This is a genomic window from Streptomyces sp. DSM 42067, assembly GCF_055792885.1.
Window position 1 is genome coordinate 8,057,137 of sequence record NZ_CM147706.1, and the last position, 25,416, is coordinate 8,082,552.

The 25,416-nt window shown below is 70.5% G+C and carries 22 protein-coding genes and 1 pseudogene; 13 read left to right on the plus strand and 10 right to left on the minus strand.

Features of this window, described 5'->3' with window-relative positions; translation table 11 throughout:
* The first annotated feature begins 327 nt into the window (after positions 1–327).
* On the plus strand, positions 328–3,132 hold the full coding sequence (locus ACSMXV_RS36070; RefSeq protein WP_473175300.1) for a SpoIIE family protein phosphatase: 2,805 nt from the start codon (positions 328–330) through the stop codon (positions 3,130–3,132).
* 152 nt (positions 3,133–3,284) lie between these two features.
* On the opposite strand, the gene ACSMXV_RS36075 is transcribed toward ACSMXV_RS36070, so the two are convergent.
* From ACSMXV_RS36075 to ACSMXV_RS36105, 7 genes and pseudogenes are all read right to left on the minus strand, one after another.
* Positions 3,285–5,684 carry a xanthine dehydrogenase family protein molybdopterin-binding subunit gene (locus tag ACSMXV_RS36075; RefSeq protein ID WP_473175301.1) on the minus strand — a complete coding sequence of 800 codons (2,400 nt, stop codon included), beginning with the start codon at positions 5,682–5,684 and terminating at the stop codon, positions 3,285–3,287.
* Entirely contained in the window at positions 5,684–6,211 is a 528-nt protein-coding gene (locus ACSMXV_RS36080; RefSeq protein ID WP_473175302.1) for a (2Fe-2S)-binding protein, read from the minus strand. Before ACSMXV_RS36080 ends, ACSMXV_RS36075 begins: the two co-directional genes overlap by 1 nt.
* A complete protein-coding gene (locus ACSMXV_RS36085) occupies positions 6,208–7,092 on the minus strand; it encodes an FAD binding domain-containing protein (protein WP_473175303.1) in 885 nt (294 codons plus the stop codon). Before ACSMXV_RS36085 ends, ACSMXV_RS36080 begins: the two co-directional genes overlap by 4 nt.
* A gap of 206 nt (positions 7,093–7,298) precedes the next feature.
* Complete coding sequence (locus tag ACSMXV_RS36090) at positions 7,299–7,964, minus strand: dehydroquinate synthase/iron-containing alcohol dehydrogenase family protein (protein ID WP_473175304.1); 666 nt, start codon at positions 7,962–7,964, stop codon at positions 7,299–7,301.
* Positions 7,965–8,085: 121 nt separating this feature from the next.
* Positions 8,086–8,370 (minus strand): annotated as a pseudogene (locus ACSMXV_RS36095) (hypothetical protein); the annotation flags it as partial.
* 173 nt (positions 8,371–8,543) lie between these two features.
* Entirely contained in the window at positions 8,544–8,942 is a 399-nt protein-coding gene (locus tag ACSMXV_RS36100; protein WP_473175305.1) for a metal-sulfur cluster assembly factor, read from the minus strand.
* Complete coding sequence (locus ACSMXV_RS36105; RefSeq protein ID WP_473179247.1) at positions 8,939–9,157, minus strand: hypothetical protein; 219 nt, start codon at positions 9,155–9,157, stop codon at positions 8,939–8,941. Before ACSMXV_RS36105 ends, ACSMXV_RS36100 begins: the two co-directional genes overlap by 4 nt.
* Here ACSMXV_RS36105 and ACSMXV_RS36110 point away from each other — a divergent pair.
* Together ACSMXV_RS36110 and ACSMXV_RS36115 are read left to right on the plus strand one after the other, a co-directional pair.
* Positions 9,062–9,700, plus strand: coding sequence for a DUF3500 domain-containing protein (locus ACSMXV_RS36110; RefSeq protein WP_473175306.1), 639 nt, complete (start codon positions 9,062–9,064; stop codon positions 9,698–9,700). The genes ACSMXV_RS36105 and ACSMXV_RS36110 overlap by 96 nt on opposite strands.
* A gap of 49 nt (positions 9,701–9,749) precedes the next feature.
* Positions 9,750–10,310 carry a 2Fe-2S iron-sulfur cluster-binding protein gene (locus ACSMXV_RS36115; protein ID WP_473175307.1) on the plus strand — a complete coding sequence of 187 codons (561 nt, stop codon included), beginning with the start codon at positions 9,750–9,752 and terminating at the stop codon, positions 10,308–10,310.
* 12 nt (positions 10,311–10,322) lie between these two features.
* Here ACSMXV_RS36115 and ACSMXV_RS36120 read toward each other — a convergent pair whose 3' ends face one another.
* Positions 10,323–11,516: an FAD-dependent monooxygenase gene (locus tag ACSMXV_RS36120; RefSeq protein ID WP_473175308.1), complete on the minus strand. Its 1,194-nt coding sequence runs from the start codon at positions 11,514–11,516 to the stop codon at positions 10,323–10,325.
* A gap of 136 nt (positions 11,517–11,652) precedes the next feature.
* Between ACSMXV_RS36120 and ACSMXV_RS36125 the strand changes: the two genes are divergently transcribed.
* Both ACSMXV_RS36125 and ACSMXV_RS36130 read left to right on the plus strand, forming a co-directional pair.
* Entirely contained in the window at positions 11,653–12,426 is a 774-nt protein-coding gene (locus ACSMXV_RS36125) for an IclR family transcriptional regulator (RefSeq protein ID WP_473175309.1), read from the plus strand.
* Between the two features lie 202 nt (positions 12,427–12,628).
* The gene (locus ACSMXV_RS36130; RefSeq protein ID WP_473175310.1) at positions 12,629–13,525 is read left to right on the plus strand and encodes a hypothetical protein; all 897 of its coding nucleotides are present in this window, start codon (positions 12,629–12,631) and stop codon (positions 13,523–13,525) included.
* Between the two features lie 107 nt (positions 13,526–13,632).
* Here ACSMXV_RS36130 and ACSMXV_RS36135 read toward each other — a convergent pair whose 3' ends face one another.
* A complete protein-coding gene (locus tag ACSMXV_RS36135; protein ID WP_473175311.1) occupies positions 13,633–17,505 on the minus strand; it encodes an nSTAND1 domain-containing NTPase in 3,873 nt (1,290 codons plus the stop codon).
* 350 nt (positions 17,506–17,855) lie between these two features.
* On the opposite strand from ACSMXV_RS36135, the gene ACSMXV_RS36140 reads away from it, so the two are divergent.
* The 3 genes from ACSMXV_RS36140 (at position 17,856) to ACSMXV_RS36150 (ending at position 20,750) form a co-directional block, all read left to right on the plus strand.
* A complete protein-coding gene (locus ACSMXV_RS36140; protein WP_473175312.1) occupies positions 17,856–18,704 on the plus strand; it encodes a glycoside hydrolase family 16 protein in 849 nt (282 codons plus the stop codon).
* Positions 18,705–18,854: 150 nt separating this feature from the next.
* Positions 18,855–19,283, plus strand: a complete 429-nt coding sequence (locus tag ACSMXV_RS36145; protein WP_473175313.1) for a hypothetical protein — start codon at positions 18,855–18,857, stop codon at positions 19,281–19,283.
* Between the two features lie 6 nt (positions 19,284–19,289).
* Complete coding sequence (locus ACSMXV_RS36150) at positions 19,290–20,750, plus strand: hypothetical protein (RefSeq protein WP_473175314.1); 1,461 nt, start codon at positions 19,290–19,292, stop codon at positions 20,748–20,750.
* A gap of 176 nt (positions 20,751–20,926) precedes the next feature.
* Here the strand turns inward: ACSMXV_RS36150 and ACSMXV_RS36155 are convergent, their stop codons facing one another.
* On the minus strand, positions 20,927–21,415 hold the full coding sequence (locus ACSMXV_RS36155; RefSeq protein ID WP_473175315.1) for a carboxymuconolactone decarboxylase family protein: 489 nt from the start codon (positions 21,413–21,415) through the stop codon (positions 20,927–20,929).
* Between the two features lie 123 nt (positions 21,416–21,538).
* On the opposite strand from ACSMXV_RS36155, the gene ACSMXV_RS36160 reads away from it, so the two are divergent.
* From ACSMXV_RS36160 to ACSMXV_RS36180, 5 genes are all read left to right on the plus strand, one after another.
* Positions 21,539–22,528 (plus strand): pirin family protein, encoded by a 990-nt coding sequence (locus ACSMXV_RS36160; protein ID WP_473175316.1) that lies wholly within the window; start codon positions 21,539–21,541, stop codon positions 22,526–22,528.
* A 36-nt stretch (positions 22,529–22,564) separates the two neighbouring features.
* Positions 22,565–22,909 (plus strand): GNAT family N-acetyltransferase, encoded by a 345-nt coding sequence (locus ACSMXV_RS36165; RefSeq protein ID WP_473175317.1) that lies wholly within the window; start codon positions 22,565–22,567, stop codon positions 22,907–22,909.
* Between the two features lie 180 nt (positions 22,910–23,089).
* Positions 23,090–23,605 (plus strand): VOC family protein, encoded by a 516-nt coding sequence (locus tag ACSMXV_RS36170; protein WP_473175318.1) that lies wholly within the window; start codon positions 23,090–23,092, stop codon positions 23,603–23,605.
* A 198-nt stretch (positions 23,606–23,803) separates the two neighbouring features.
* Positions 23,804–24,349 carry a hypothetical protein gene (locus ACSMXV_RS36175; RefSeq protein ID WP_473175319.1) on the plus strand — a complete coding sequence of 182 codons (546 nt, stop codon included), beginning with the start codon at positions 23,804–23,806 and terminating at the stop codon, positions 24,347–24,349.
* Positions 24,350–24,547: 198 nt separating this feature from the next.
* Entirely contained in the window at positions 24,548–25,399 is an 852-nt protein-coding gene (locus tag ACSMXV_RS36180; RefSeq protein ID WP_473175320.1) for a DUF4097 family beta strand repeat-containing protein, read from the plus strand.
* Positions 25,400–25,416 lie beyond the last annotated feature (17 nt).

Genomic DNA, 25,416 nt, shown 5'->3' on the forward strand with positions numbered 1-25,416 from the left:
ACCGGACTTCGCCAAGGCCGCTTGATGCGAGCCGGCGGCACCGTTGTCGTCAGTCCAACGCAGGCTCCGTGAATCGTCCGCCGCTCGTCTTTCTGATCGCGTCCGGGCACGTCAGGGATACAGTGTCAGTACTGCCGACAAGAGAATCTCCCATGCGTACGACGGCAGTGCCGTGCGGGTATCCGATCATGGGTCATTGCACGACCGGGGCTTGAACGCGACCTTTCAGGAGACGAGGTGGCGGCTGGGAACGCGAGGCCCGGGAGCCGCATCGGTCGGCTGGAAGAAGCGCGGCCCCGGTTCTTCGCAGCCAACGACGAGCTGTCGATGGCCGAGACACTGAACGTGGCACTTCAGCAGGCGATAGCCGCCCTTGGCGGCCTCGGCGGCTTCGTGCACTGGCGTGATCCCGGTTCTGGCCTGTTGCGGCTGGTGGCGGTCAGCGGACTCGCGCCGGAGATCGCCGAGGCATGGGCGGATCTCCACGAGGACGAGGACGTCGCCCCGGCACGCGCCATGCGCACAGGTGCCTTCCTCTGGGTGGCCGAGGACAGCATGCGGATCGGGGCCTCCGGCACTGCCGCGGCACCTCTGCTCGGCACCGGCGGGCGAATCGGCGTGGTTTCCGTGCTCACGGCAGGGCCCGACGAGCCCGATCCCGCCCAGCGGTCCTTTTTCGGCTCGGTGGTGGCGTGGGCGGCCGGACGCCTGGAACAACGTCCCAGCACGCCGACGGATGTCGTCTCACCGCCCATGTGGCCACCTTCGTGCGATGCGCCCGGCGGGCAGGTGCCTCGCGTGTTTGCGATCAGGCATTGGGAATACGACGCCGCCTCCGGTTCCGTGACGCTCACCCGACCGCTCATCGACATGTCCGGTGAGACGCCTCAAGCGTTCGACGAGAGCGCGGACCTCGGCTGTCACCTCTCGGACATCGAGGATCTGCCGGCATTCACGGCCGACATCCGCGAGGCGTTCGACAGGGGGACGGCGTACGACACCGAATACCGAGTGCACCACGGGGACGGCACAGTCGGATGGGTGCGGGCGCTCGGCCACATCGTGCCGGATGAGGACGGCACCTCCGCACGCATGGTCGGTACGCTGTGGGGCCCGACGCACACACACGTCGCGAGCGGTCCAGTCGTCGCAGCCCTCCGCGATATGGGCGACGGCTTCCTGACGGTCGCCGATGACTGGCGGATCACCTTCGTCAACAAGGAGGCCGAGCGTCTCCTGGGCTCCGGCCGGACGCTGCTGGGCAGCACTCTCTGGGACATTCCCGCAGGGCGCGCCCCCGGTCTGGAAGCCCAGTGCCGACGCGCGTCCGCCGAGAGGAAGCCCATCGGCTTCGATCTCCACCGGCCTGCCGATCAGCGCATCCACCATGTCAGGCTGGTCCCCATGCCGGGCGGCGGGCTGATGATCTACTTCGCCGACGTCACCGACGAGCGGCCAAGGGGAGCCGAGCGATCGGCCGGCGACCGGATCGCGGCCGAGCGGACCGCCCGGATGACCGAGCTGACCGCGGCGCTGGCCGAAGCCGTCACATCGAGCGATGTGGCCAAGGCCGTCGCGCAGCATGTCCTGCCGCCCTTCGGCGCCGACGGTCTGCTGGTCCACGCGCTTGAAGGCGGCTGGCTGCGTGTGGTCGGATCCGTCGGATACACAGAGGAGTTCCTGCGTCAGATCGACGGCGTCCCGCGCACGACCCACATGGCGGTCACCGACACGCTCCGCACTCGCACCCCCCTGTTCCTCGAATCCACCGCCGATTACCTCCGGCTCTATCCGCGGTTTGAGAGCTTTGTGGCCGCCTCGGCCAAGAACGCATGGGCATTCCTTCCTCTCATCGCCTCCGGGCACGCGATCGGTTGCTGCATCGTCTCCTTCTCGCGGCCGCGCTCGTTCAGTGAGGAGGAACGCACTCTGCTGATAGCCCTGAGCGGGCTGATCGCACAGGCGCTGGAGCGGGCCCGGCTGTACGACGCGGAGCACACCCGCGCCCAGGAACTCCAGCGCGGCCTGCTCCCCAGGACACTGCCCTCCCTGCCGGCCGTCTCCGCCGCCGCCCGCTACATGCCCGCGGGGAAGGGCGAAGAGGTCGGCGGTGACTGGTACGACCTGATCCCGCTGTCCGGCGATCGGGTCGCCATCGTGATCGGCGACGTCATGGGGCACGGCATCGCCGAGGCCGCCATCATGGGACGGCTGCGCACGGCCGTCCGCACCCTTGCCGACCTCGAACTCAGCCCGGATGAGCTGCTCATCCACCTCAACGAACTCGTCTCCGACCTCGGCCCCGACAAGTACGCCACCTGCTCGTACGCCGTGTTCGACCCCGTCACCCGTACCTGCTCGCTCTCCTCGGCCGGTCATCTCCCGCCCGCCATCGTCCATCCCGATGGGACGGTCCACCGCCCAGAGCTGGCCGTCGACCCGCCGCTGGGCGCCGCCGAACCTCCCTTCGAGACCCACGAGCTGCGCCTGCCGGAGGAGAGCCTTCTCGTGTTCTGCACGGACGGCCTCATCGAATCCGCCACCCGGGACATCGACCAGGGACTGGCTCAGCTCAGGCAGACGCTGACCTGGGCCGTGGACCGGACCTCGTACTTCCAGACCGGCACCCAGCGCGATGACACCCGGCGTCTCCATGACCTGTGCGACGCCATCGTCTCGGCTCTGCTGCCCGACCGCGAGCAGACAAACGACGACGCGGTCCTCCTCGTGGCCCACACTCGGGGCACACCTGTGGACAGCGTTGCCGCGTGCAGCCTTCCGGACGACCCGCGGGCAGCCGGCCAGGCCAGGGAATACGTCCGCAGCCAGCTGGCCGTCTGGGATCTGGACGAGCTCGCCATGACCACCGAGCTGCTGGTGAGCGAGTTGATCGGCAACGTGATCCGGCATGCGAGCGGCCCCATACGCCTGCGCCTGCTGCGCAGCCGGTCGCTGATCTGTGAGGTCTATGACGGCAGCCTCACCAGCCCGCGCATCCGGCGCGCCGCGTACACCGACGAAGGCGGCCGGGGCCTGCACCTGGTAGCCGCTCTCTCCAACCGTTGGGGCACTCGCCATCTCGCCGAGGGCAAATGCATCTGGACCGAGCAGGACCTTCCCCTGGCCCATTGATCCCTGTGTCTGCGGTGGGCCGGCCGATCCCTCCGCTTCCGGCAGGCCGGCCGGGTTGCCGCGCGGCGGCATTCGCCTGATGTGGCGAGGGATCGGCGGCGCTGTGCCGTGTCCGGGGTGGGCGCAGATCGCGGCGGGGGCTGGCAGCAGAGCTACCCTCCCGCAGCGCGCCCCGCCTCCACCGTCGCCACGATCGTCGCGGGCTTGACCGGCAGTCGGCGAACCCGCATCCCGTACTCCCGGAGAGCGTCGTCGATGGCCGCCGACACGGCCGCCGGAGCCACCATGCGGCCGCCCTCACCGCCGCCCTTGATGCCGTACTCGGTGAACGGCGAGGGCGTCTGGACGTGTCCGATGCGGAACACCGGGGCCTCGCTGGCGGTGGGGATCAGATAGTCCCTGAACGTCGGGGACTGGAACTGCCCGTCCTCGTCGTAGGCCAGCTCCTCGTAGAGCGTGGTCCCGATGCCCTGGGTGGCTCCGCCGGTGACGTGGCCGCCCAGGCTACGGGGGTTCACGATCGTCCCGGCGTCGTGCACGGCCACGTAGTCGAGGAAGGAGGGCATCCCGGTGTCGGGGTCGACCTCCAGGACCGCGATGTGGCAGGCATGGCCCATGATCGGATAGAAGACGCCGAGGTCGGAGCCGTCCGGTGCCGGAAGCGTCGTGTAGGGGTGGTCGTAGGTGTAGGACTCCTCCAGTCCGCTCGTCATGCCCTCGGGCAGGCTGAGCGCGAAGAAGTAGGCGGTGCCCGCCAGTTCGGCGATGGTCAGTCCCGTCTCCGGAGCCCCCCTGACCTGCACGCGCGCGTCGACGAGTTCGAGGTCCTCCGGGGCCGTTTCGAGGCTGTGCGCGGCGATGTGAAGGAGCTTCTTCTGGAGCTTGCGCGACGCGCCCCGGATCGCACCTGCCACCATGGCGGTGTAGCGGCTGCCGCCCGGGCCGGTGCCGGGAAGCGCGTGGGCGGAGTCTGCGTACCGGACATTGACGCTCTCCGGCGGGATCCCGAACTCCTCGGCGAGCACGGTGGCGCCCACCGTCTCCGGGCTGTTGCCCCACATCGCCTGACAGTGCAGCAGGAGCTGGAACTGCCCGGTCGGGTCAATCGTCACCGTCGCGCTCTCAGGGCTGGAGGTCAGGGGGAAAGTCGGCTTCTCCATCAGGAACCAGAACTCGGTGGCGCTGAAGACGCTGCGCTCCTGGGTCGTGGCCAGGCCGATGCCGATGTGGCGGCCCTCCTCCTCCCGCAGCCGTTTCTGTTCGGCGCGCCAGCTCTCCAGGTCGATCATCGACAGGGCCTTGTCCAGCACGGCGGGGTAGTCACCGCTGTCGTAGAGGTTGCCGCCGGGGATCTTGTACGGGAACTGGTCGGGCTGGATGAAGTTGCGTCGGCGGATCTCCTCCGGGGCGAGCCCGAGCCGGGTCGCCCCCTGGTCCACCAGCCGTTCCAGCACCCAGTTGTGCACCTCGGAGCCGAAGCCGCGGTAGGCGCCCTGCTGGCACTTGTTGGTGACCACGGCCCGCAGGCGGTACTTCACGTCCCGGAACCGGTACGGGCCGACGACCTGGGAGAAGGCGTTGCCGTGATGGCCGACGCCGAACTGCATGTAGGCGCCGTAGTCGTCGACGACGTCGATGTCGAGACCGACGATCGTGCCGTCGGCGCGAAACCCCATGCGGGCTTCGTAGGTGCGGTCGCAGCCGTGGTGGTCGGAGTTCATCAGGTGGTCGATCCGGTCTTCGATGTACGACACCGGGCGACCCACCTGTAGGGCCAGGAAGCCGGCGAGGGCGGGCACCTTGTGCGCCGCGAGCTTGCTGCCGAAACTGCCGCCCGCCGGAACCGGCTTCAGGGTCAGCTTGTTCGACGGAATCCTCAGGGTGGCCGCGATCAGGAAGACGAAGTAGCTGAAGTTGAGCGAGTTGCAGTAGATCTCCAGTACGCCGTTGAAGCCGGGCTGGGCCACCGCGCCCGTGGTCTCCATCGGCATTCCGGCCGAGCGGCCCCACCGCAGGGTGTCCTCGACGATCAGGTCGGCCCCGGCGAACGCGGCGTGCACATCGCCGAACTCGAAGGTCCGCTCATAGCCGATGTTGCTGCCGTGCTCCTCGTGCAGCAGTACGCAATCGGGCTCCATGGCCGCCATGGGATCGGTGACCGGCGGGAGCTCCTCGTAGTCGACCTCCAGCAGGTCCACGCCGTCCTCGGCGAGGTACCTGCTCTCCGCGACGACGGCCGCGACGGCCTCGCCGGCGTAGCGGACCTTGTCCACGGCCATCGGGTATTGCGTGATGGCGGCCGGGCCGAAGCTCATGCAGGGGTTGATCTTCTCCTTGCAGTCCTCGCCGGTGAACACGGCGACGACTCCCGGCAGCTTCAGTGCCTCGGTGGCGTCGATGGACCTGATCCACGCGTGCGGTACGGGGCTGCGCAGGATCGCGGCGTGCAGCATGCCCGGCAGTCTGAGGTCGGCGATGTACCCGCCGCGGCCGACCAGCAGCCGAGGGTCCTCGACCCGCTTGCGGTCCTTGCCGATGTACGTGTAGGTCATCAGTCACGACCTCCCGCGGTGGGGCCGCGCAGTTTGGCGCCGGCGGACTGGACCGCGTTGACGATGTTCTGGTAGCCGGTGCAGCGGCACAGGATCCCGGAGATCTCATGGCGCACCTCGGCATCGGTCATCTCACGACCGGCATCGATGATCTCCTTGGTGCGCAGCAGCATCGCGGGCGTGCAGAAGCCGCACTGCAGCCCCTGTTCCTCGGCGAAGGCCTCCTGGACGGGGTGCAGCTCCGCCGGGTTGGCGGAGAGGCTCTCGACGGTCTCGACCGCGTGCCCGTCCGCCTGGACGGCCAGCATCAGGCAGGAACGCACGGAGAGGCCGTCGAAGAGGACGGTGCAGCATCCGCACTCGCCGTGCTCGCATCCCAGATGCACGCTGACCAGGTCGAGTCCGTCACGCAGGAAGTCGGCGAGCGTGGTGCGCGTCGACACCTCTCGGGTCACGTGCCGCCCGTTGACGCGCACCGTCACGGCCCGGCGGGCGGTGCCGTACTTGGCGGCGGTGGAGGTCGTCACTTCCCGTCGCTCCTCTCGTGGGCGCTGGCCACGGCTGCGGTGATCGCGCGCCGCACCACGACGGTGGCGAGGTGCCGGCGGTAGGCGCGCGTGGCGTGGATGTCGTCCCCCGCGCTCACCGAGGGCACGATCTCGTTGGCCGCCCTGGTGATGTTCTCCTCGGTCGGGGCCTCACCGATGAGCGCGTTCTCCACCGCCCGGGCGCGGACCGGCGTGTCGGAGATGCCCAAGACGCCGACCGAGACGGAGGTGAAGTGGCCGTTCTCGTCGAGGTTCACCACCGCGGCGGCGCCGGCGAGCGCGAGGTCACCCACACGCCGGGCCACCTCCACGAAGCCGTGGCCTGCGGCCTGTGGCGTCACCGGGTACCGGACGGCGACGAGGACCTCCTCGGGCTCCAGGGCAGTGGCCATCCGGCCCTGGAAGAAGTGCTGGGCCTCGATGGCGCGGGTGCCCGACGGCCCTCGCGCGACCACCGTCGCGTCGAGCGTCACCGCCGTGCACGGCAGTTCGGCGGCGGGGTCGGCGTGGGCCAGGCTGCCGCAGACCGTGCCGCGGTGGCGGGTCTCGATGTGGCCGATGTAGCCGGTGGCCTCAGGTAGCAGCGGGACCAGTTCGCCGACCAGCGGGTGGTCCTCCAGCTCGTACTGGCGAACCCCGGCGCCGACCTCCAGGATGTCGGACCGGCCCTCGATCTTCTGCAGGTCACCGATCTTGTTGATGTCGATCAGTGCCTCCGGCCTGACAAGCCGCATGTTGAGCAGGGGGAGAAGGCTTTGTCCTCCCGCGAGGACGAGGGAGTCGATGCCGTACTCGCTCTTGAGTCCGACGGCCTCATCGACGGATTCGGGATCGCAGTACGTGAATGGAGGCGGCTTCATCGCCTGTCCTCTGTTGCGGCTCCTGGGAAGGAGCGGGTGACAGGGCCCGGAGCCGAAGTGGGATACGGACGGTTACCCCGAGGTCGCGTCGCGCGAGTATCCGCACAGGCTCGGTGTCGTTGCCGTTCTCTCCCCAGTGCACCACACCCGGCGCAGTGACGACGAAGTGTCCCGGAGCGCCTCGCGGGTGGGAAGCACTCGTTTTCTCAGCTCTCCTCGTCGGCCATCGTCAACAGGTCCGTACCCTGCCATGCGGCTCGCAGCAGCCGCCGCAGACCGTGGGCGGTCACAGGGCGCGGGTTGTTCGCCGGGACCGCCTTCAGGATCGCGTGCACGGCATCGTCGATGTCGGCCTCGTCGAACCCGTGGTCGCGCAGCGCCTTCGGTGCGTCCACGGCAAACCGAAGCCGCTGCAAACCTTCAACCGCAGACGCGGCGCCGAACGCCTCCGCGATCCGGCGCTCGGCCTCCGGAGCGGCGGGTGCGTTGAACGCCAGCACGTACGGCAGGACGACCGCATGCGTCTGGGCGTGCTTCAGGTCGTACGCTCCCCCCAGCACATGACAGATCTTGTGATGCAGCCCCGAGCCCGCCGAGGAGAACGCCACCGCCGACAGGTAAGCGCCGTACAGGACCTGTTCGCGGCCCTCGAGCCCGGCCGGGTCGGCCACCACGGCCGGCAGTCCGGCCCCCAGCGCGCGGATGCCCTCTCCCGCCAGCGCCTGGTCCACCGGATCGCTGCGCGGCGCCCACATGGAGTCCACGCAGTGGGCGACGGCGTTCAGTCCCGAGGCCACACTCATGGGTACCGGCAACGACAGCGTCAGCGTCGCGTCGTACACGATCGAACGCGGCAGAACCCGCGTGTCCACTCCCGTGGTCTTGCGTGCTCCCTCGGTGCCGGGCCGGACTGGCCTCGACGGCCGTGGCGCCGGTGTCGGACGCGAAGGCCGCGAGCAGCGCCAGGTGCGCGCCGGCGGAGCTGCCCCACAGCCCGATCGACGTCGGGTCCAGGCCGTGGGTGTCCGCGATGTCGTGCAGATGGCGCAACGCGGCGAGGACGTCATGCAGTTGGGCCGGCCAGACGGAGACCTCGGAGGACCGGTACTCGATGTCCGCCATGGCGTAGCCGCGTTCGGCGAACAGCCGGATCAACCGCGGTCCGACGCCGCGTCGTTGGTTGCGCCAGCCTCCGCCGGGCAGCCAGACGATCACCGGGGGCAGGGGCCGGTGCGGACCGCGGCAGGTACAGGTCCATCCGCAGTTCCGTACGGCCATCGGCGCCGGACGGCGTGCTGAACACGATGTCGCGCACCACCCGGACGGGAGCCGGGTCGACCCTCTCGGGAGGACGCGGCGCCCGGCTGAGCCCCTCCATGAAACGCCCCATGACCTCGGCGTTGTTCGCCAGTACAGCCGTGAGCTCCAAGGCGTCCGGCTGCTGTGAGGTCTCACTCGTCACCGGTTCGTCCCGTCCCGGTCACGGCGAGGAGGGGGAGGGTACGACGCTTCTCTTCACGGTGTTCGGCGAGCCGTTGCCGGTAGTGCGGTGCGAGCCTGTCCGGGGTCCAGTCGAAGTCGTCCGCCAATCGCACGTCCACCGCGGACACACCGGTCAGAGCCGTGAGCCGGACGTGCGCCTCGTTCGCGAAAGAGCCGATGAGTACGCAGCTGGGCTCGGTCACGCCGACGGTGACCGTGATGCGCTGACCGCCGGCGCCATCGTCCTGTACGTGAATGTCACTGACGAGTCCCATGTCGTCGAGCCCGGCGGGGACTCCCGCAGTGATGCTGCACGGATCGAGGATCTCGTTGAGCGTCGCGCGGACCTGGGTTTCCGTGACCGTCACCGGGCACCGGCCAGCGCGTCGTCGACCGGGGCGACCCGCCCGCCCCAGGGCTTCTGGAGTTCGGTGGTGTCGAACTCGTCGCCGCGGATGCGCTCACGGAGGTCCTTCTCGTCGATGCCGTGCATCCGCAGGAAGTTGCGGCCGAGGATGTCGGCCTTGATCTCCTTGGTGAGCTCGGGCAGCCCGTACTCCGACGAGATCGACGAGGGCCCCATGCGGGCACATCGGCGTTCACCGACCGGATCCGGCTCGGCACGGACCTGATGGCCGCGTTGCCGGCGGACCTCCGCGACACCGCGACCGTGTACCGGCGGATGGTCGATCCCGAGATGCCGCCCAGCCGCATCCACCCCGGCGACGAACGGCATCTCGCCGGCGACTTCCAGGACAACCGGGTGATCCCGTTCGAGGGCGTCCGGGCCGCGGACATGCCCGAGCGGGCCCGGGAGATCCTCCTGGAGATCGCCGAGCCGTTCGTGTCCCTGCTGCCCGACGGTCCCCGCGCTGCCCGGATGCGCGAGATCGGCGACCACCTCGACGAGACCTGGTTCAGCTGGATCGGCGGGCGCGAGGCCGGTGACGTCTTCTACTACCGCCTCCAGTCGCCGGTGCTCATCGCCGAACTCGACCACCACTGCGGCGTCTTCCTCGACTACGACACACCGCAGCCGTTCCACATCCACACCGTGCTGCGCACTCCCCACGGCAACGACTACGGCCGCGCTTACGTGCGCGCCTGGCAGACACGGAACGCCTGACCACGGAGGTGCCTCGCGGCTTTGCCGGAACCGTTGACACAGGCGCCTCGTGGGCGGCAGCGACACCCGGTCGTACTCCCTCGTCGATCTCGGCCATGACGACGGCCTGCTGCGCATCGCGGTGCGCCGACAGCGGGACGGCTGGGGTGCCGAATCCGCACGCGGAGGACGCCTGAGCCCCGCCGACGTGGTCGCATGCGTTCCGCAGGACGGCGTGCTCTACGTCTGCGGGCCGATGGGACTCCTCGGGGACGTCCGCCAGGCCTGGCAGCAGGAGGAACGGCCGCCCGCGGACCTCCGGTTCGAGACGTTCGGGACGAGCGGCAACCATGCCTCCCGTCCGTACCGGGTCACCGCGCCGCGCCACGGTGTGACGGTCGAAGTCCCGGTCGGCACCAGCATGCTGGACGCCCTGCAGGCGGCAGGTGTCGAGATCATGTACGACTGTCTGCGCGGCGAATGCGGACTGTGCCGCGTCCGGATCGTGGAGGCCGACGGGACCGTCGACCACCGTGACGTGTTTCTGCCTCCTCGGCAAACGGCCGAAGGCCGTCAGATGTGCGCCTGCGTGTCCCGGATCGCCGGTCCCGGGGTCACCATCGACTGCTGAGTGCTCCTCTGCTCACGAGGTGAGTGCTCCCGCGGCGTCGTAGCCGTAGATCCAACCGTTGCCCACCAGGGGGTCGGATCCGGCGAGGGCCGCGTCACGGGCCTGTTGCTCGGGTCCGTCGGGAAGATGGTTGATGTCCCGGCGGGCATGACTGATCTGCTGAAGGCGCGTGGTGCGTTCGATGCGTGCCGCCTCGTACTGCTTCAGCGCCTGCTCGGGGTCGTCCAGTGACGCGGCCAGGCAGCGAGCCAGCACCACGGCGTCCTCGATGGACTGGGCCGCACCCTGGGCGAAGAAGGGGAACATGGGGTGCGCGGCGTCACCGAGCAGAGTGATCCTGCCCCGGCTCCAATGCCGCAGAGGCGCCCGGTCCAGCAGCGCCCAGCGCCCGGGGACGCCGCCGGCGGTGATCAGGTCCGTCACCCGCGGGTCCCAGTCGGCGAACTCGGCGTGGAACTCCTCGATCGTGGCCGTCGCGCTCCAGGACTCGTCGGTGAAGTCTCCGGCGGGGGCGAAGGCCACGACGTTGACGGCGCTCCCGTCGCGGATCGGGTAGTGCACGAAGTGCCGTCCGGGGCCGAGCCAGAGGGTCTGGGCGCGGCGGAGGGCGAAGTCGGGCGCGGCGTGGGCGGGCACGATGGTGCGGAAGGCACAGATGCCGGAGTACTCCGGCGGTGTGGGTTCGGCCACCGCGCCGCGGACGACGGAGTGCACGCCGTCCGCGCCGATGACGACGTCGGCCTCGACCTGGCTGCCGTCGGCGAAGCGCAGCAGCGCGCCGTCCGGGCCGGCGTCCACCGATGTGCAGCGCGCGCCCAGACGAATCCACTCGCCGGGCACGGCCGTCCTGAGGGTGTCGAACAGATCGGCTCGGTGAACGACGTAGGTGCGCTCGCCGTAGAGCCGCTCGCACACACCTCTCAGCTCCTCCACCGAGAGCACGGTCCCGTCTGCCCAGCGACGGAACTCCCAACCCCAGTCCAGGGGCACGGCCCGGCGGAGAAACTGCTCCATGACATCGAGCCGCCGCAGCAGCCGTGCGGCGTTGGGAGCCACGACCAGCCCGGCGCCGACCTCGGCGAGTGCGGGAGCCTGCTCGTAGACCGTGGCGGTCAGCCCCGCGCGGCGCAGGAAGGCGCCGGCGGCCAGACCACCGATGCCACCCCCGATGATGGCGATCCGCGGGCCGTGCACAAGGGCGGGCATGGATCCACTCCTCTGCCTTGAAGGGAACGTTGTGGCAAGACCTCGATCCTCACCGACGTCCTTCACAGCCGAGAACGTCTATGTTCATTCAATGGACACCCCCGTTTCGACAGTCGCCACGAGGAGCTGAGGTCTGATGCCCCGTTCCGGTCAGCCCGGTCGCAGTGTGAGTTCACGGCTGTTCGAGGTTCTCTTCGCGTTCCGGCCCGGCCGTTCCCGGCTCACCCTCGCCGACCTGACCCGGGAGACCGGGCTGCCCCATGCCACGGTGCGCCGACTGGCACTGGAACTCGTCGAAGCCGGGGCACTGGAGCGGGCACCGGACGGCGGGTTCACCGTGGGCATCCGGCTGTGGCAGCTGGGCACACTGGCGCCGCTGAGCGTCCCGCTGCGTACCGCGGCGCTCCCGTTCATGGACGACCTGCACAGCGCTCTGCGCCAGCACGTACAGCTCGCAGTACTGGAGGGCACTGAGGCGGTTCTCGTCGAGAGGCTGTCGGCGGGCAACGCGGTGGATGTCATGTCCAAGATCGGCGAGAGGCTGCCGCTGCACTGCTCCGGCGTGGGCAAGGTGCTCCTTGCCCACGCCGGCCCCGAGCTGGTGGAGCAGGTCATCGCGCAGGGTCTGCCGACGTACACCGACCGGACGGTCACCGATCCGACGCGGCTGCGGACGATGCTGGCCGAGTGCCGCGAGACCGGCGTGGCGGTGGTCCGGCAGGAAACGACACCGGGGGTCGACTCGGTGGCCACGCGTGTCCTCAACGCCGACGGCGAGGTCGTCGCGGCCCTGTCCGTCGTCGTGGGTGCCGGGTCGGTCGATCTCCGGGTGGTGCGTCCGGCGGTCGTCGCCTCCGGTCTGGCCGTGTCCCGCAGGCTGGGATGGCATCCATCGGCTGGAGTTCGGTAACGCCCGGGTCCGACCGCAGGGAGCTTCCACCCCGGCAGCGGCCGCGGGCTTTTCATCGCGGGGCGGTCTTCTCAGTCACGGTCGTTTGTTCACTGCTGCGGACGGGGTGACTGAACAATCCGTGCCGCGCTGAACTGGGCCTACGGTGCCGGGATCCGCACCGCGAAGACGTCGGGATCACAGCACGGAGAGAGGTCCTGTGATGGTCAAGAGAGGGAGCGTCGCCGCCGTGGCCGCCGGGCTGGTACTGGCCGTCGGCGGCTGCGGCGGCGGGACGGACGAGGAGACCGGCGCGTCGGGCAAGGCGTCGGCCAAGCCGACGCCGACACGGCCGCCGTCCAGGGAACTGGTCACGTGGGTCGGCGAGATGTGCGTGCAGACGAGCGCGCTCAAAGACCTCCGGGCGGAGAGCGCGGCGGATCTGAAGCAGATCCGGAACCCGGACGAGGTCGGTTCGGACGCCCAGTTCTTCGCCGTCAGCTACCTCTCCCGGACACCGCTGGCCGTGGACGACGTGGAGAGCGCCCTGACGGACCTCGACCCGTCGGGCGTTCCCGCGGCCGACCGGCTGCGCAACGCCCTGCTGAAGAAGGTGAAGAGCGTCGCGGACCACCTCGACGAGGTGTCACCGATCGATGCCGTCGACGACGCCGAGGGCATCGTCGCGGACGTCGACAAGCGCGTCCAGTCCCTCACCCCGCCCCAGCCGGATCTGCTCGCGCTGACGAAGAGGGATCCGCAGCTCGCGGCCGCGTACAAGCGGGCCGAGCAGTGCGCCTCGGGCTGGAATCCCGACGAGGAGAGGGCCTCCCCCTCGCCCGACCCCACCGGCCCGCTGCCCAAGGCGGCGGACGGCAGGAACACCGACGCGTGCTCGGACGGCGAGTGCGAGATCCTGGTGACCTCTGCCGTGGACATCACGGCGAACGGGGTGAGCGTGCATGTCACCGCGGGGGACGGCTCCGTCACCTTCACGACGCCGAGCGCCATCATGAACCTCGGCGGCCAGGGCAGTGAGGCCAGGTTCGGCGACGATCTGAAGGCGACCGTCGTCGCGCTGAACGAGGACGGCGCCGTGGTGAAGTTCACCATCCCCTGAGCGCCCCTAACGCCCCTCGCACACCTCCCGGTACCCGAGTTAAGGCGACCGTCGTCGCGCTGAACGAGGACGGCGCCGTGGTGAAGTTCACCATCCCCTGAGCGCCCCTAACGCCCCTCGCACACCTCCCGGTACCCGAGTTGCGGCAGGTGCTCCTCCCATTCGGCGCGGGTGAGGACGCCGCCGGTGCGGTCGCAGACGTAGTCCGCCGCGCGGTCCGCGTCCAGGGTCCACACCCGGGCCGTCAGGTCGTAACCGGCGGAGGCGAGGGCGTCGCCCTCCGGGCTGAACGCGACGGAGGTGACGGTGTCGATATGGCCGGTCAGTTCCTGGCCGGTGGGCTCGGCACGGGCCGGGTCCGTCACGTCCCACAGGCGGACCGTGTGGTCGCCGCTGCCGGTCGCCAGCGTCTCGCCGTCCGGGGCGAAGACCACGGACCTGACCGGCCCGCGATGCCCGGCCAGCTCCTGACCCACCGGACGTACGCGGTCCGCCTGTTCCACGTCCCACAACCGCACCGTACGGTCGTCGCTGCCCGTCGCGAGCGTCTTCCCGTCCGGGGCGAAGGCCACGGCGTTGACCGGTTCGTCGTGCCCGGTGAGGGCACCGCCTGCGGGCCGTGCCCGCCCCCCGTCGCCCACGTGCCACAGCCGCGCCGTGTTGTCCTCGCTGCCGGTGACCAGGGTGCGGCCGCCTGGTGCGAAGGCCACGGACGTGACAGCGTCCGTGTGGCCGCGCAGCGGTTCGCCGAGCGGCCGTACGTGGTCCGGTCGCCGTACGTCCCACAGCCGCACCGTGTCGTCCTCGCCGCCGGTGGCCAGCGCCCGGCCGTCCGGGGCGAACGCGACGGCGAGGGCGCCGCCGTCGTGCGCGTCCAGCGGTTCGCCGAGCGGGGCGGGATGTTCGGGGGCGGAGACGTCCCACAGCCGTACGGTGCCGTCCTTCGAGCCGCTGGCCACCGCCCGGCTGTCCGGGGCGAAGGCGACGGACAGCACCTCGTCCTCGTGGCCGGTGAGCGTGCGCAGGAGGCGGCGCGGGTTGCCCGGATCGGCCACGTCCCACAGGCGGATCAGCCCGTCGTCGGTACTGGCGGCCGCGAGCAGGCGGCCGTCGGGGCTGTAGGCGACGGCGGTCAGGGGGTTGGTGAAGTCGGTGAGGACGCTCGGCGGCCGGTGCCAGAGACGGACCCTGCCGTCGGCGCCGGTGCTGGCGAGGGTGCGGCCGTCGGGATGGAAGGCCACATCCCACACGGCCTCCGTGTGACCGGTCAGGGGCTCCCCGAGCTGCTGCGGGTAGGCGGGGTTGGCCACGTTCCACAGGATGGGCGAGTCGTCCTCGCCCGCGCTGGCCAGAGTCTCGCCGTCGGGACTGAAAGCCACCGACATGACGGGCGCGGTGTGCTCGGTGAGTGGTTCACCCAGCGGATCGAGGCGGTTCGGGTCGGACGCGTCCCACAGCCGTACGGTCTCGTCGTAGCCGGCCGTGGCCAGCGTCCGGCCGTCCGGGGAGAAGGCCAGCGTCCAGACGGAGGCGGTGTGTTCGCGCAGCGGCTTGCCGAGCGGTGCGAGGCCGGTCCCGTCGTCCTCGCTGAATCGCCACATTCGTACGGTGCCGTCGTAACCGCCCGTGGCCAGGGTCTCCCCTTCGGGGGCGAACGCGACGGCGCGGACGCTGCCCGCCTCGGAGTCGTCGGCCTCGGCGGGCTCGCCGAGCGGCGCGGGGCGGGCCGGGTCGCTCAGGTCCCACAGCCGTACGGTCCCGTCGTCGCCGGCGGTGGCCAGCGTCCGGCCGCCGGGGGCGAACGCGACGGAGACGACGTTCTCCTCGTCGTGGCTCACCAGCGGCCGGCCGACGGCGCGGGGCCGCTCCCTGTCGCGCACGTCCCACAGTTGGATGCCTCCGCCTTTCCCGGTGGCCACCAGCATGTCGCCGTCCTGCGGAGCGAAGGCGACCGCGCCGACCGGTCCCGTACTCAGGCGCAGCGGTTTGCCCAGCGGTCTCCCCATGTCCTCCGGCTTGTGCGCTGACCCCGGCCGCGCGGCGGTGTCCCACAGCCGGACCGTGCCGTCGTGGCCGCCGCTGGCGAGGGTGCGGCCGTCGGGTGCGTACGCCACGGAGCTGCCCAGACCGCGGTGCCCGGACAGCCGGGTGGCCAGCACCCGGCCCGCGTCCGAGGCCAGCCGGGTTTGCAGGTCCGGTGTGGAACGCATGCGGTACGCGGCGACGTCGAGCCGGGCGGCCAGCCCGGCGTCGGTCTCGCGGACACGGTCGGCCTCGGCGGTGAGGCGGCCGAAGACGGCGTCGTCCCGTTCGGCCTGCGCGGTGGCGCGCGCCTGGAGGGCCACGACGGCGGTTCCGGTGGCGAGCAGCACGAGCGCGGCGAGTACGGCCACGACCGTACGGCGCAGTCGCACGGCGCGGTGCCGGCGCCGGAGCGAGGCGGTGAGGAACTGCCGCTCCAGGGGGGTGAGTTCGTCGCTGCGGCCGTCCCCCGGCGCCGCGCCGTGCGGACGGGCGGCGTCCTTGGGGAAGGCGTCGCGGGCGGCGTGCAGACGGGAGCCGGCGTAGAGCGCGGCGCTCTCCCGTCCGAGTGCCTGCCACGTGCGGGCCGCCTCGGAGAGCGAGCGGTGGACGCGCAGCCGGTCGCGTTCGGCGTCGATCCACGCGCGCAGGCGGGGCCAGGCGGTGATGAGGGCTTCGTGGGCGAGGTCGACAGTGCCGTCGTCGAAGGTGATGAGGCGGGCGCGGACCAGGCGTTCCAGTACCACTCGGGTGTCGGCGGGGCTGCCGAACTCGAGTTCCGCGTGCTCGGTGGGACGGCGGGTGTCGGGTGTGCCGTCGCCGGGGGCGACGAGGCGGAGCAGAATACGGCGGGCCAACTCGGCCTGAGGCGCGGTGAGTTCGCCGTACACCTGCTCGGCCGTACGGACGACGGCGCCGTGCAGCCCGCCGGCCGCCTCGTACGCGGTCTCGGTCAGGGCGCGGCCGCTGCGGTGGCGCCAGGTCTCCAGCAGGGCGTGCGACATCAGCGGAAGTCCGCCGGGGGCGCCCTCGACCTCGTCCAGGAGGCGGTCGGTCAGGGAGCGTTCGACGATCAGGCCGTCCGCGGCGGCCGGGCGGACGATGGCCTCCCGCAGCTCCGCGCGGCTCATCGGCCCGGCGAGCAGCGTGGCGTCCTGCAACGCGGCGGTGAGGCCGGGGTGTTCGGCGCAGCGGCCGAGGAAGTCGGCTCTCACCGCGATGACGACGCGCAGCCGGCTGTCGGCATCGGTTGCGGCGACGAGGCGGTCGATGAACGTGTCCCGGTCGGCCGGGTCGGCGCCGAGGGTGTACAGCTCCTCGAACTGGTCGACGATCAGCCAGGTGTCGGCGTCGGTGCCGGGTACGGGCAGGAGCCGGTCGGCGTGCGTGCGCAGCGGGTCCGCACCGGGCGTGAGGATCCGTACGGCGGCGGGAGACACGTCCTCTTCCCCATCGTCCGGGGTGCGCAGCCGGGGGATCAGCCCGGCGCGCAACAGCGAGGACTTGCCGCTGCCGGAGGGGCCGAAGACGGCGGTGAAGCGGTGCTTGCGGTTCAGCTCGGTCAGCCGCTCCACGAGCTGGTCGCGGCCGAAGAACAGTTCGGCGTCGCCCGGCTCGAACCGGGTCAGGCCGCGGTACGGCGGCCGGGAGGTCTCGTCGTCGGCGGCCTCTGCGGCCAACTCGGCCGACACCTCGCGCCAGCGCCGCTCCCACGCGATCACGTCGCCGCCGCACGCCTTCACATAGGCGAGCGTCACCGCGCGGGTGGGCAGCTGCTTCCCGGCCGCCGCCTGCGACAGGGTGGTCACCCCGTACCGCGCCTGCTGAGCCATCGCCCGGTACGTGGGCTTCCCCGCGGACTCGCGCAGCGCGCGCAGCTCGGCGGCGAACCGCGGCAACGGTCCGGCCTCCGGATCCAGCTCGCCCTCGGTGCGCCCCGGTCCTGGTCTTGCCGACACGTGCCCCGCCCTGCCCTCGTTCACCCAAGTCTTCGCCAGGCCATCACCCAGCGCGTCCGTTCGGGCGCCCACGGTAGGTAGTCGCACGGGACGGGCGCAACCGAATGTGGAGCGTATCGGCAGGCGGGACACGGGAGTTCACTCGATCTGCACGTTTCCTCCCGACCCTTTCGTTCGGTTCGCGCCTCCAGATTGTTCGGCGCCGGGAGAGGGCCTGCTGAACAACGGCGTACGGCGGTCGAATACCCGAGGGACGTGGCCCGGACGGGCCATGGCGCGGTCCGAGCCCTGCGAGGGGAGGGCTCGGGCCGCCCCGCGTCCGCACACGCACGACAGGCTGAAGGAGAGCCATGGACAGACGACTTCGCGCCCGGCACCTCGCCGTGGGGTTCGGCGCGGCGGCACTCGCGGTGACGCTCACGGCGACCACGGTGAACGCCGCTCACGCCGATCCGTCGACCGCCGCCGAACGGTACGGCTGGGGCGACCCGCTGCCCGAGTGGTCGGACGAGTTCGACTACGGCTCCAAGGCCGACCCCGCCATACCCGACCGCGACAAGTGGCGCCTGGCGGGCGGCGGCCCCGGCAAGTGCTGGCCCGGCCACAGCGGCAACGGCCGCCGCTGCGACGTCAACACCCGGGTCGTCGGCGACGTCCTGCGCATGACCGGCCAGGCGAACGGCGACACCGGCTGGCTCGCCTCGCCGCACGGCCGGCAGTACGGCCGGTGGGAGGCCCGCGTACGGTCCCGGGCCACCGCCCCCGACAACGGGCGGCAGTACCACCCGCTGCTGATCCTGTGGCCGGACTCGGGCGAGCACCCTCAGGACGGCGAGTACGACTACCTGGAGAACGGTGCCCCGGGCGAGAGGTGCGCCGAGGCGTTCCTGCACTACCCGCACCCGGAGGGCGTGCCCGTGCAGCAGGAGTTCGCGCAGAAGTGCGGCGTGGACCTGTCGCAGTGGCACAACGTCGCCGTCGAGTGGAGCCCGGACCACCTGCGCGGCTTCATCGACGGCGAAGAGTGGTTCCGCTTCTCCGGCGGCGCGAACGCGGACCGGGACTGCATCCAGTGTGCCCCGTCCATGCACCAGACCATCCAGCTCGACAACTTCCACGGGGACGACCTGCAGAGCGCCGTCTACGAAGTGGACTGGGCCCGGGTCTACGACCTGCCGGACAACGAAAGCGTGAGGTGATCCGCCATGCAGAACTCTCCGTATCAGCCCGGTCAGCCCGGTCAGCCCGGTCAGCCCGGTCAGCCCGGTCAGCCCGGTCAGGCCGGTCAGCCCGGTGAGCCCAGTCAGGCCGGTCAGGCCGGTCAACCCGGTCAGCCCGAGAAGGTGCGCATGCCCGGGGCCCTCATCTTCGTTCTCGTGATCGTCACCGCGCACGCGCTGGGCACGGTCTTCGGCGGCTGGGCGATCATCGGGGAGAACCAGAGCAAGCAGGAGCACGGGCAGGACCTGCTCATGCCCATGAGCGTGGCCTGGTTCGTGGCGCTGTTCTGCTGGGCGCTGGCGGCGCTCATGGTCGTCTGCGTCGTACTGGCCCGGGGGCGCCGCCCCTGGATCCGTGTGGTGCTCATCGTGTGCCTGTCCTTCGTGACGCTCGGGACGGCCTTCGGTTTCCTCGGCTCGCTGGCCTCCGGGGCACCCAGCCTCGCGATGTTCGTGATCGCCGGCATCGATGTGGCGGCCCTGTGGATGGTGAGCGGCGAGAGAGGCCGCCACTGGTTCTCCGTACGCAGCCCGGCGCCCACTTCACTTCAGGGGTGATCGCTCATGGACTCCCCGACGTACGAACACGACCCGTACCGGCCGCCTGCCGAGCCGCCGAAGCCTCCCGAGCCGCCCAGGCAGCCCCCGGCCCCGTGCGACCCGGTGGCGGCGGCACTCGGCAACGCCTCGCTGCTCGGCATCGGTTATCTCCTGCTGGGTCGCTGGCGGCTGGCCGCGGTCGCCGTGGTCGGCACCGGCTGGCTCCTCAACCTCACCGCATCGACGGCTGAGACCTGGTGCGAGATCCTGCTGCTTCTGTGGTGGGCGGCCGGCATCGCCCACGGCTGGTTCCTGGCACGCCGGCGCGCGGAGCACGTCGTGCGACGCGGGCAGCGCGTGGGCGCACTCGCCGTCACGGTCGCGGTGCTGCTGACCGCCGTACTGCTGCGCGTCGACGCGTACGGCATCGAGGACCGCGTGAACGAGGCCCGCGAGGGCGGCGACTGCGAGGCGGCCGTGGCCGCGCAGGGCGAGGTGTGGTGGGGCCACCGCCTGGCGGGCGCACCGGTGGTCGAACCCGGCGACGCGGTGGTGGAGGCGTGCCACCGGCTGGAGCGGGCCGCGTCCACCCTGGCCGGCGCCGGACGAAACGGGAACATCCAGGACCTGGAGCGAGGCTTCGGCACCCTCGCCGGCGTGCTGAGCAAGCCCGGCAACGAGCAGACCGTCAAGACGGTCCTGGACACCTTCCTCGAAGTCCTGCCGACCAAGGACTCCTGCGACACCGCCGACATCACCGACTGGCTCCGCGACCGCGACCCCACCCATGACGTACTGGACCGGTCCGCCGACACCGCGAAGCGTACGGAACCCGCCGCACTGGTGGGATGCGGCGACGACCTGATGGACGAGGACGACTGGCAGCAGGCGCGGGCGCGCTACCAGCACCTCCTCGACGAGTACCCGGACGACGCACGCACGGACGAGGCACGCAGCGGCGTGAAGAAGGCCACCCTCGCCATCGAACTGGACACGGTACGCCGCCTGGTCGAGAACACGTCCGACGTGAAGTCCGGCTACTGCGACACGCCCGCCAAGTACAGTGGTGCCCCGCCGTATCGCAAGGGGTTCAACCGCGCGATGTTCCTCGGCGACACCGAGTACACCGACAAACTCCCCGGCGACTGGCGCACCGGCGACCCGACCAAGGCCGCGCTCGTGGTCTGCGCGGACACGGCGAAGAACGGAGCCGCCGTCGAGACGTGCTACTACGAGAACGACAAGTCCGAGTACCTCCCCCACGAAGTGACCTTCCACAAGGTCAAGATCCCGCTGAAGATCTACGAGCTGCGCACCGGAAAGCGCGTCGACCCGCGCGAGGTGCAGATCAGCGGCGGAAGCTGCCCGAGGGCCCTGCACTACGAGTACTACGGCTGGTACGACTACGGGCCGGGCGGCGACGAGTTCGTCTCCACCGCCAAGTCCGACGTACGGGACGCCTTCTGGCCGGTCGTCAAACGGTGACCGCGGCCTGAGCGGCGGCGCGGCGGCCGGGGCAGGGTGCGTCACCTGCCCCGGCCGCCGCGTATCGGGCCGGCACATGGATCCGCGCCACCGACGGCGCGTCACGTCACAGCACTGCCAGAGCGGCGCTCGTCAGCGGACGACGTCGAAGACGTTCTTCTGCAGTGCCCATCCGGTCACTGCCCAGGAGCCGGGCGGACGGGATGCCTGCTCATGATCGAGACCCGGTTGAAGGCGTTGATCGTCACCGCCACCCAGATCACCGCGGAGATCTCGTCGTCGGTGAGCACCTGGCGGGCGGTGTCGTAGGCGATCTCCTGTGCGGTGGCGTTCGTGGGGTCGGTGGTCGCCTCCGCCAGGGCCAGCGCCGCACGTTCCCGCGGTGTGAACAGCTCCGTGTCCCGCCAGGCCGCCAGCACTCCGAGGCGTTGCGTGGTCTCACCTGCGCGGAGGGCCGCCTTGGTGTGCACACTGAGGCAGTAGGCGCAGCCGTTGATCTGCGAGACGCGGAGGTTGACGAGTTCCACGAGTGAGCGGTCCAGGCCTGCGTCGGCGGCGGTCGCTCGGACCGCCTCGGAGGTCTGGATCAGGGCGTGGTAGGCCTTGGGGCTCTGCTTGTCGATGAAGATCCGTCGGCTGTCCGGGGTCGTCGTCGCGTCGCTCAATCCGGTCTCCCTCGGGGAATGGCGGTCCTACGCGTTCCGCCATGCGTTTCGGACGGTGGTGGCCTATGATCCAGACATGGTAGTTGATCGCTCAACAACATCGGGCTTGGGAGGTGACGAGCGTTGAGCAACGTCGAGACAGAGCCTTCCGAGGTGCGCTGCGCAGCGTCGGTGACCGAGGAGCGCGGGGACGGGATTCCGCACGTCGACGTCCTGTCCGCGCGTGATGTGCCGTTGGGCGGCCCGCGGGCGATGACGGTGCGGCGCACCCTGCCGCAGCGGGTCCGCACTCTGATCGGTGCCTGGTGCTTCGCCGATCACTACGGCCCCGACAACGTCGCCGAGACGGGCGGCATGCACGTACCTCCCCATCCGCACACCGGGCTGCAGACGGTGTCCTGGCTGTTCAGCGGGGAGATCGAGCACCGCGACAGCCTGGGCAGCCACGCCTTCGTACGACCGGGCGAGCTCAACCTCATGACGGGCGGGTACGGCATCAGCCACTCGGAGGTCTCGACCCCGAGCACCACGGTCCTGCACGGAGCCCAGCTGTGGGTGGCGCTGCCCGAAGAGCACCGGCACGCGGAGCGCGACTTCCAGCACTACGCGCCCGAGCCGGTCCGCCTGGCCGGAGCAGAGGTCAGGGTCTTCCTGGGGTCTCTCGCGGGGGACACCGCCCCGGTCCGGACCTTCACGCCCCTCCTCGGTGCCGAACTGCTCCTCGACCCGCGCGCGACCGTCACCCTCGCCGTGGACACCGCCTTCGAGCACGGCGTACTGGTCGATGACGGGAGCGTCCGCCTGGGTGAAACCCTCGTACGGAGGGCGGAGTTGGGTTATGTCGGTCCCGGGTACGACACGTTGACGCTGACGAACGAGTCCGATGACACGACGCGGATGCTGCTGCTCGGCGGTACGCCGTTCGAGGAGGAGATCGTCATGTGGTGGAACTTCATCGGCCGCAGCCACGAGGACATCGTCAAGGCCCGCGAGGAGTGGGCGAGCGCTTCCGAGCGTTTCGGTGTCGTCGAGGGGTACGCAGGGGACCGTCTTCCGGCGCCCGCCCTGCCGAACGCCACCATCCGCCCGCGCAGGAACCCGCCGCGGCGCTGAGACGACGCGGTGCCGCACACAGCTGAAAGGCATGCCATGACACAGAACGCCTCCGCTCCGGTCGTGGAGCGGATCGACGCCCGGCACCGGTACGCCATCCTCGTCGACGGCAAGACCGCGGGCTTCACCGCGTACCGCGACCGGGACGGACAGCGGGTCTTCTTTCACACGGAAATCGACGACGCCTTCGCCGGCCAGGGACTGGCCTCACTCCTCGTACACGAGGCCCTGACCGACGTACGCAAGAGCGGGAAGCGCATCGTGCCGGTCTGCCCTTACGTGGCGAAGTACCTCACCAAGCATGACGAGTTCACCGACATCACCGATCCCGTGACTCCCGAGGTCCTGCAGTGGCTGGATGCGGAGTTGGCCGCTTCATGACCCTCCAGGGAGCAGCGCGTCCGAGATGGACTTGACGCCGCCGTGCGCGGTCAGGCCGCCGTCGACCGGGATTTCAGGCGTCCGCTTCGCTGCCACCGTGGCCAGAAGGTGACGGCCACGGCACCGGCCGAGATCCTGGTAAGGGAGAGCAGAGGGACTTCACCCCTACCGAGGAGAGAGATGGCGAAGGCACAAGCGGATGCACAGCCGGACCGGTCGGCGTTTGAGGCGGAGCGGCAGCGTATCCGGGACCAGTACCTGCGGCCGAGCGATCAGCGGCCCGCCTCGTCCGCGCGGGGCCTGCACCACACCGCGCTGATCAGCAGCGACGTCGAGCGGACCGTCCGCTTCTACCAGGACGTGCTGGAGTTTCCGCTGACGGAGCTGATCGAGAACCGCGACTACCCAGGCTCATCGCACTTCTTCTTCGACATCGGCAATGGCAACCTGCTCGCCTTCTTCGACTTCCCCGGACTGGACGTGGGTCCGTACGCCGAAGTCCTCGGAGGCCTGCACCACGTGGCGATCTCAGTGGAGCCTGACCGCTGGCGCCACCTGGTCGGCAAGCTCGAGCAGGCCGGCGTCGACCATGCGGTGCACAGCGAGGTCTCCGCGTACTTCCGGGACCCCGACGGCGCCCGCATCGAACTCATCGCCGATCCGCTCGGCGAGATGTACGGAAACGAGGTGCTGTGACGGGTGGCGGCGCGGTGGCCGCGACGCCCCTCTGACCGCGAACCATTCCGGTCGTTCTGGCCGATGGTGCCGGCGAAGGCGCTGGCGCCGCGATAAAGCTGCAAGTCAGCGATCTGAGAGGCTGGTGTTGGCGCCATGTGATGCCGCGTGGCGCCATATTTGCTTGACGTGGCGCCATGATGGCGCCATAGTTGAGCCATGGACCTGACGCCCTACGTCGACAACCTTCGGCACGAGCTTGCGGTCGCCGCCGATGCCGGTGGCGACGAAGCACGTGAGCTGGCCGAGCGGCTGACCACTCCTTTGGAGTCCGCCGTACGCCTCACCCTCCTGAACGCCCTGTCCGCCGCGATGGACGAGGTCACCCGCGACCTCGCCCCCGGTTCGGTGGACGTACGGCTGAGGGGGCTCGACCCCCAGTTCGTTGTCACGCCACCCCCGGCTCCCGAGCCGTACGAGGCGCCGGTCGTCGACGCCAAGGTGGCATCGGTAGCGGCGCCACCGATGGCGCCATCGGTGGCGCCACCGGTCGAGGCCGACGAGGGCAATACATCCCGCATCAATTTCCGCCTCCCGGCGCACCTCAAGGCCCGGGTCGAGGAGGCGGCCGGCAGCGAGGGCCTCTCGGTCAACGCCTGGCTCATCCGCGCCGTGTCCGCCGCGCTCGAACCCGCACCGCAGAACGCACCGGCGCCGCGACGTGGCCGGAGCGTCGGGCAGGGCTTCACGGGCTGGGTGCGCTAGCCCCGAACCCGTACGAACGACTACGCACCGACACGCGCCCCCGGCGTCGTACCGCCACGGGGCGTACGTCGTAAGCCACGGCCGTACCTCGTACTGCCACGGGCCGTGCGTCACACCGTCGCGCCACCCCACAACCGCACAGCGCCGCGCACCTTCACCGCACGACTTCCACCCACAAGTCATGAGGACGGCACAGCCATGTCGAATTTCGAGGCGTTCGAGACGCCCGGCCCGATCTCCGCCACCGTCGAGATCGAGGTGGGCAACATCAGGGTCACCGCCGGAAAGCGCACCGACACCACCGTCGAGGTCCGCCCGGGCGGCGGCAGCAGCGCCGACGCGCAGGCCGCGGAGCAGACCCGTATCACCTACTCAGGGGGCCAGTTGACCGTACGCGGCCCCAAGAAGCGTTCCCTTTTCGGAAAGCCGGGATCAGTCGACGTCGTGGTCGAGCTGTCCGCCGGGTCCCAGGTCTCCGGAGGCACGCAGGTCGGCGGCTTCGTCGGAGAAGGGCCTCTGGGCGACTGCCGGATCAAGGTCGCCCTCGGGGACATCCAGGTCCAGGACGCCGCGACCGTACGGCTCGGCACCTCCCTCGGCGACATCGTGGTGGACCGGGTGAGCGGGGACGCCGACATCTCCGGCGGCGGCCGGCTGCGCGTCGGTGAGATCGCCGGCGCCGCCACCGTCGCCAACTCCAACGGCGAGATCACGCTCGACGAGATCACCGGCGAGCTGCGGGCCAAGTCCGCCAACGGAGCCATCGCCATCGGCCGCGCGCACGCCGGGCTCCATGCCACGTCGGCCAACGGCTCCATCCGCGTCGAGGAGGTCGCCCGGGGCCGGGTCGACCTCAAGACCGCCGCGGGAAGCATCGACATCGGCATCCGCGAGGCCACCGCCGCCTGGCTGGACGTGCACTCCAGGATCGGGCAGGTGCGCAACCTGCTCGAGGTGACCGAGGGCCCCGGCGACAGCGCCGAGGACACCGCCGAGGTGCGGGCCGTCACCGGCGCCGGCGACATCACCGTCCGCCGCTCCACCGTCTGAGGCCTTGAGACCGTCCG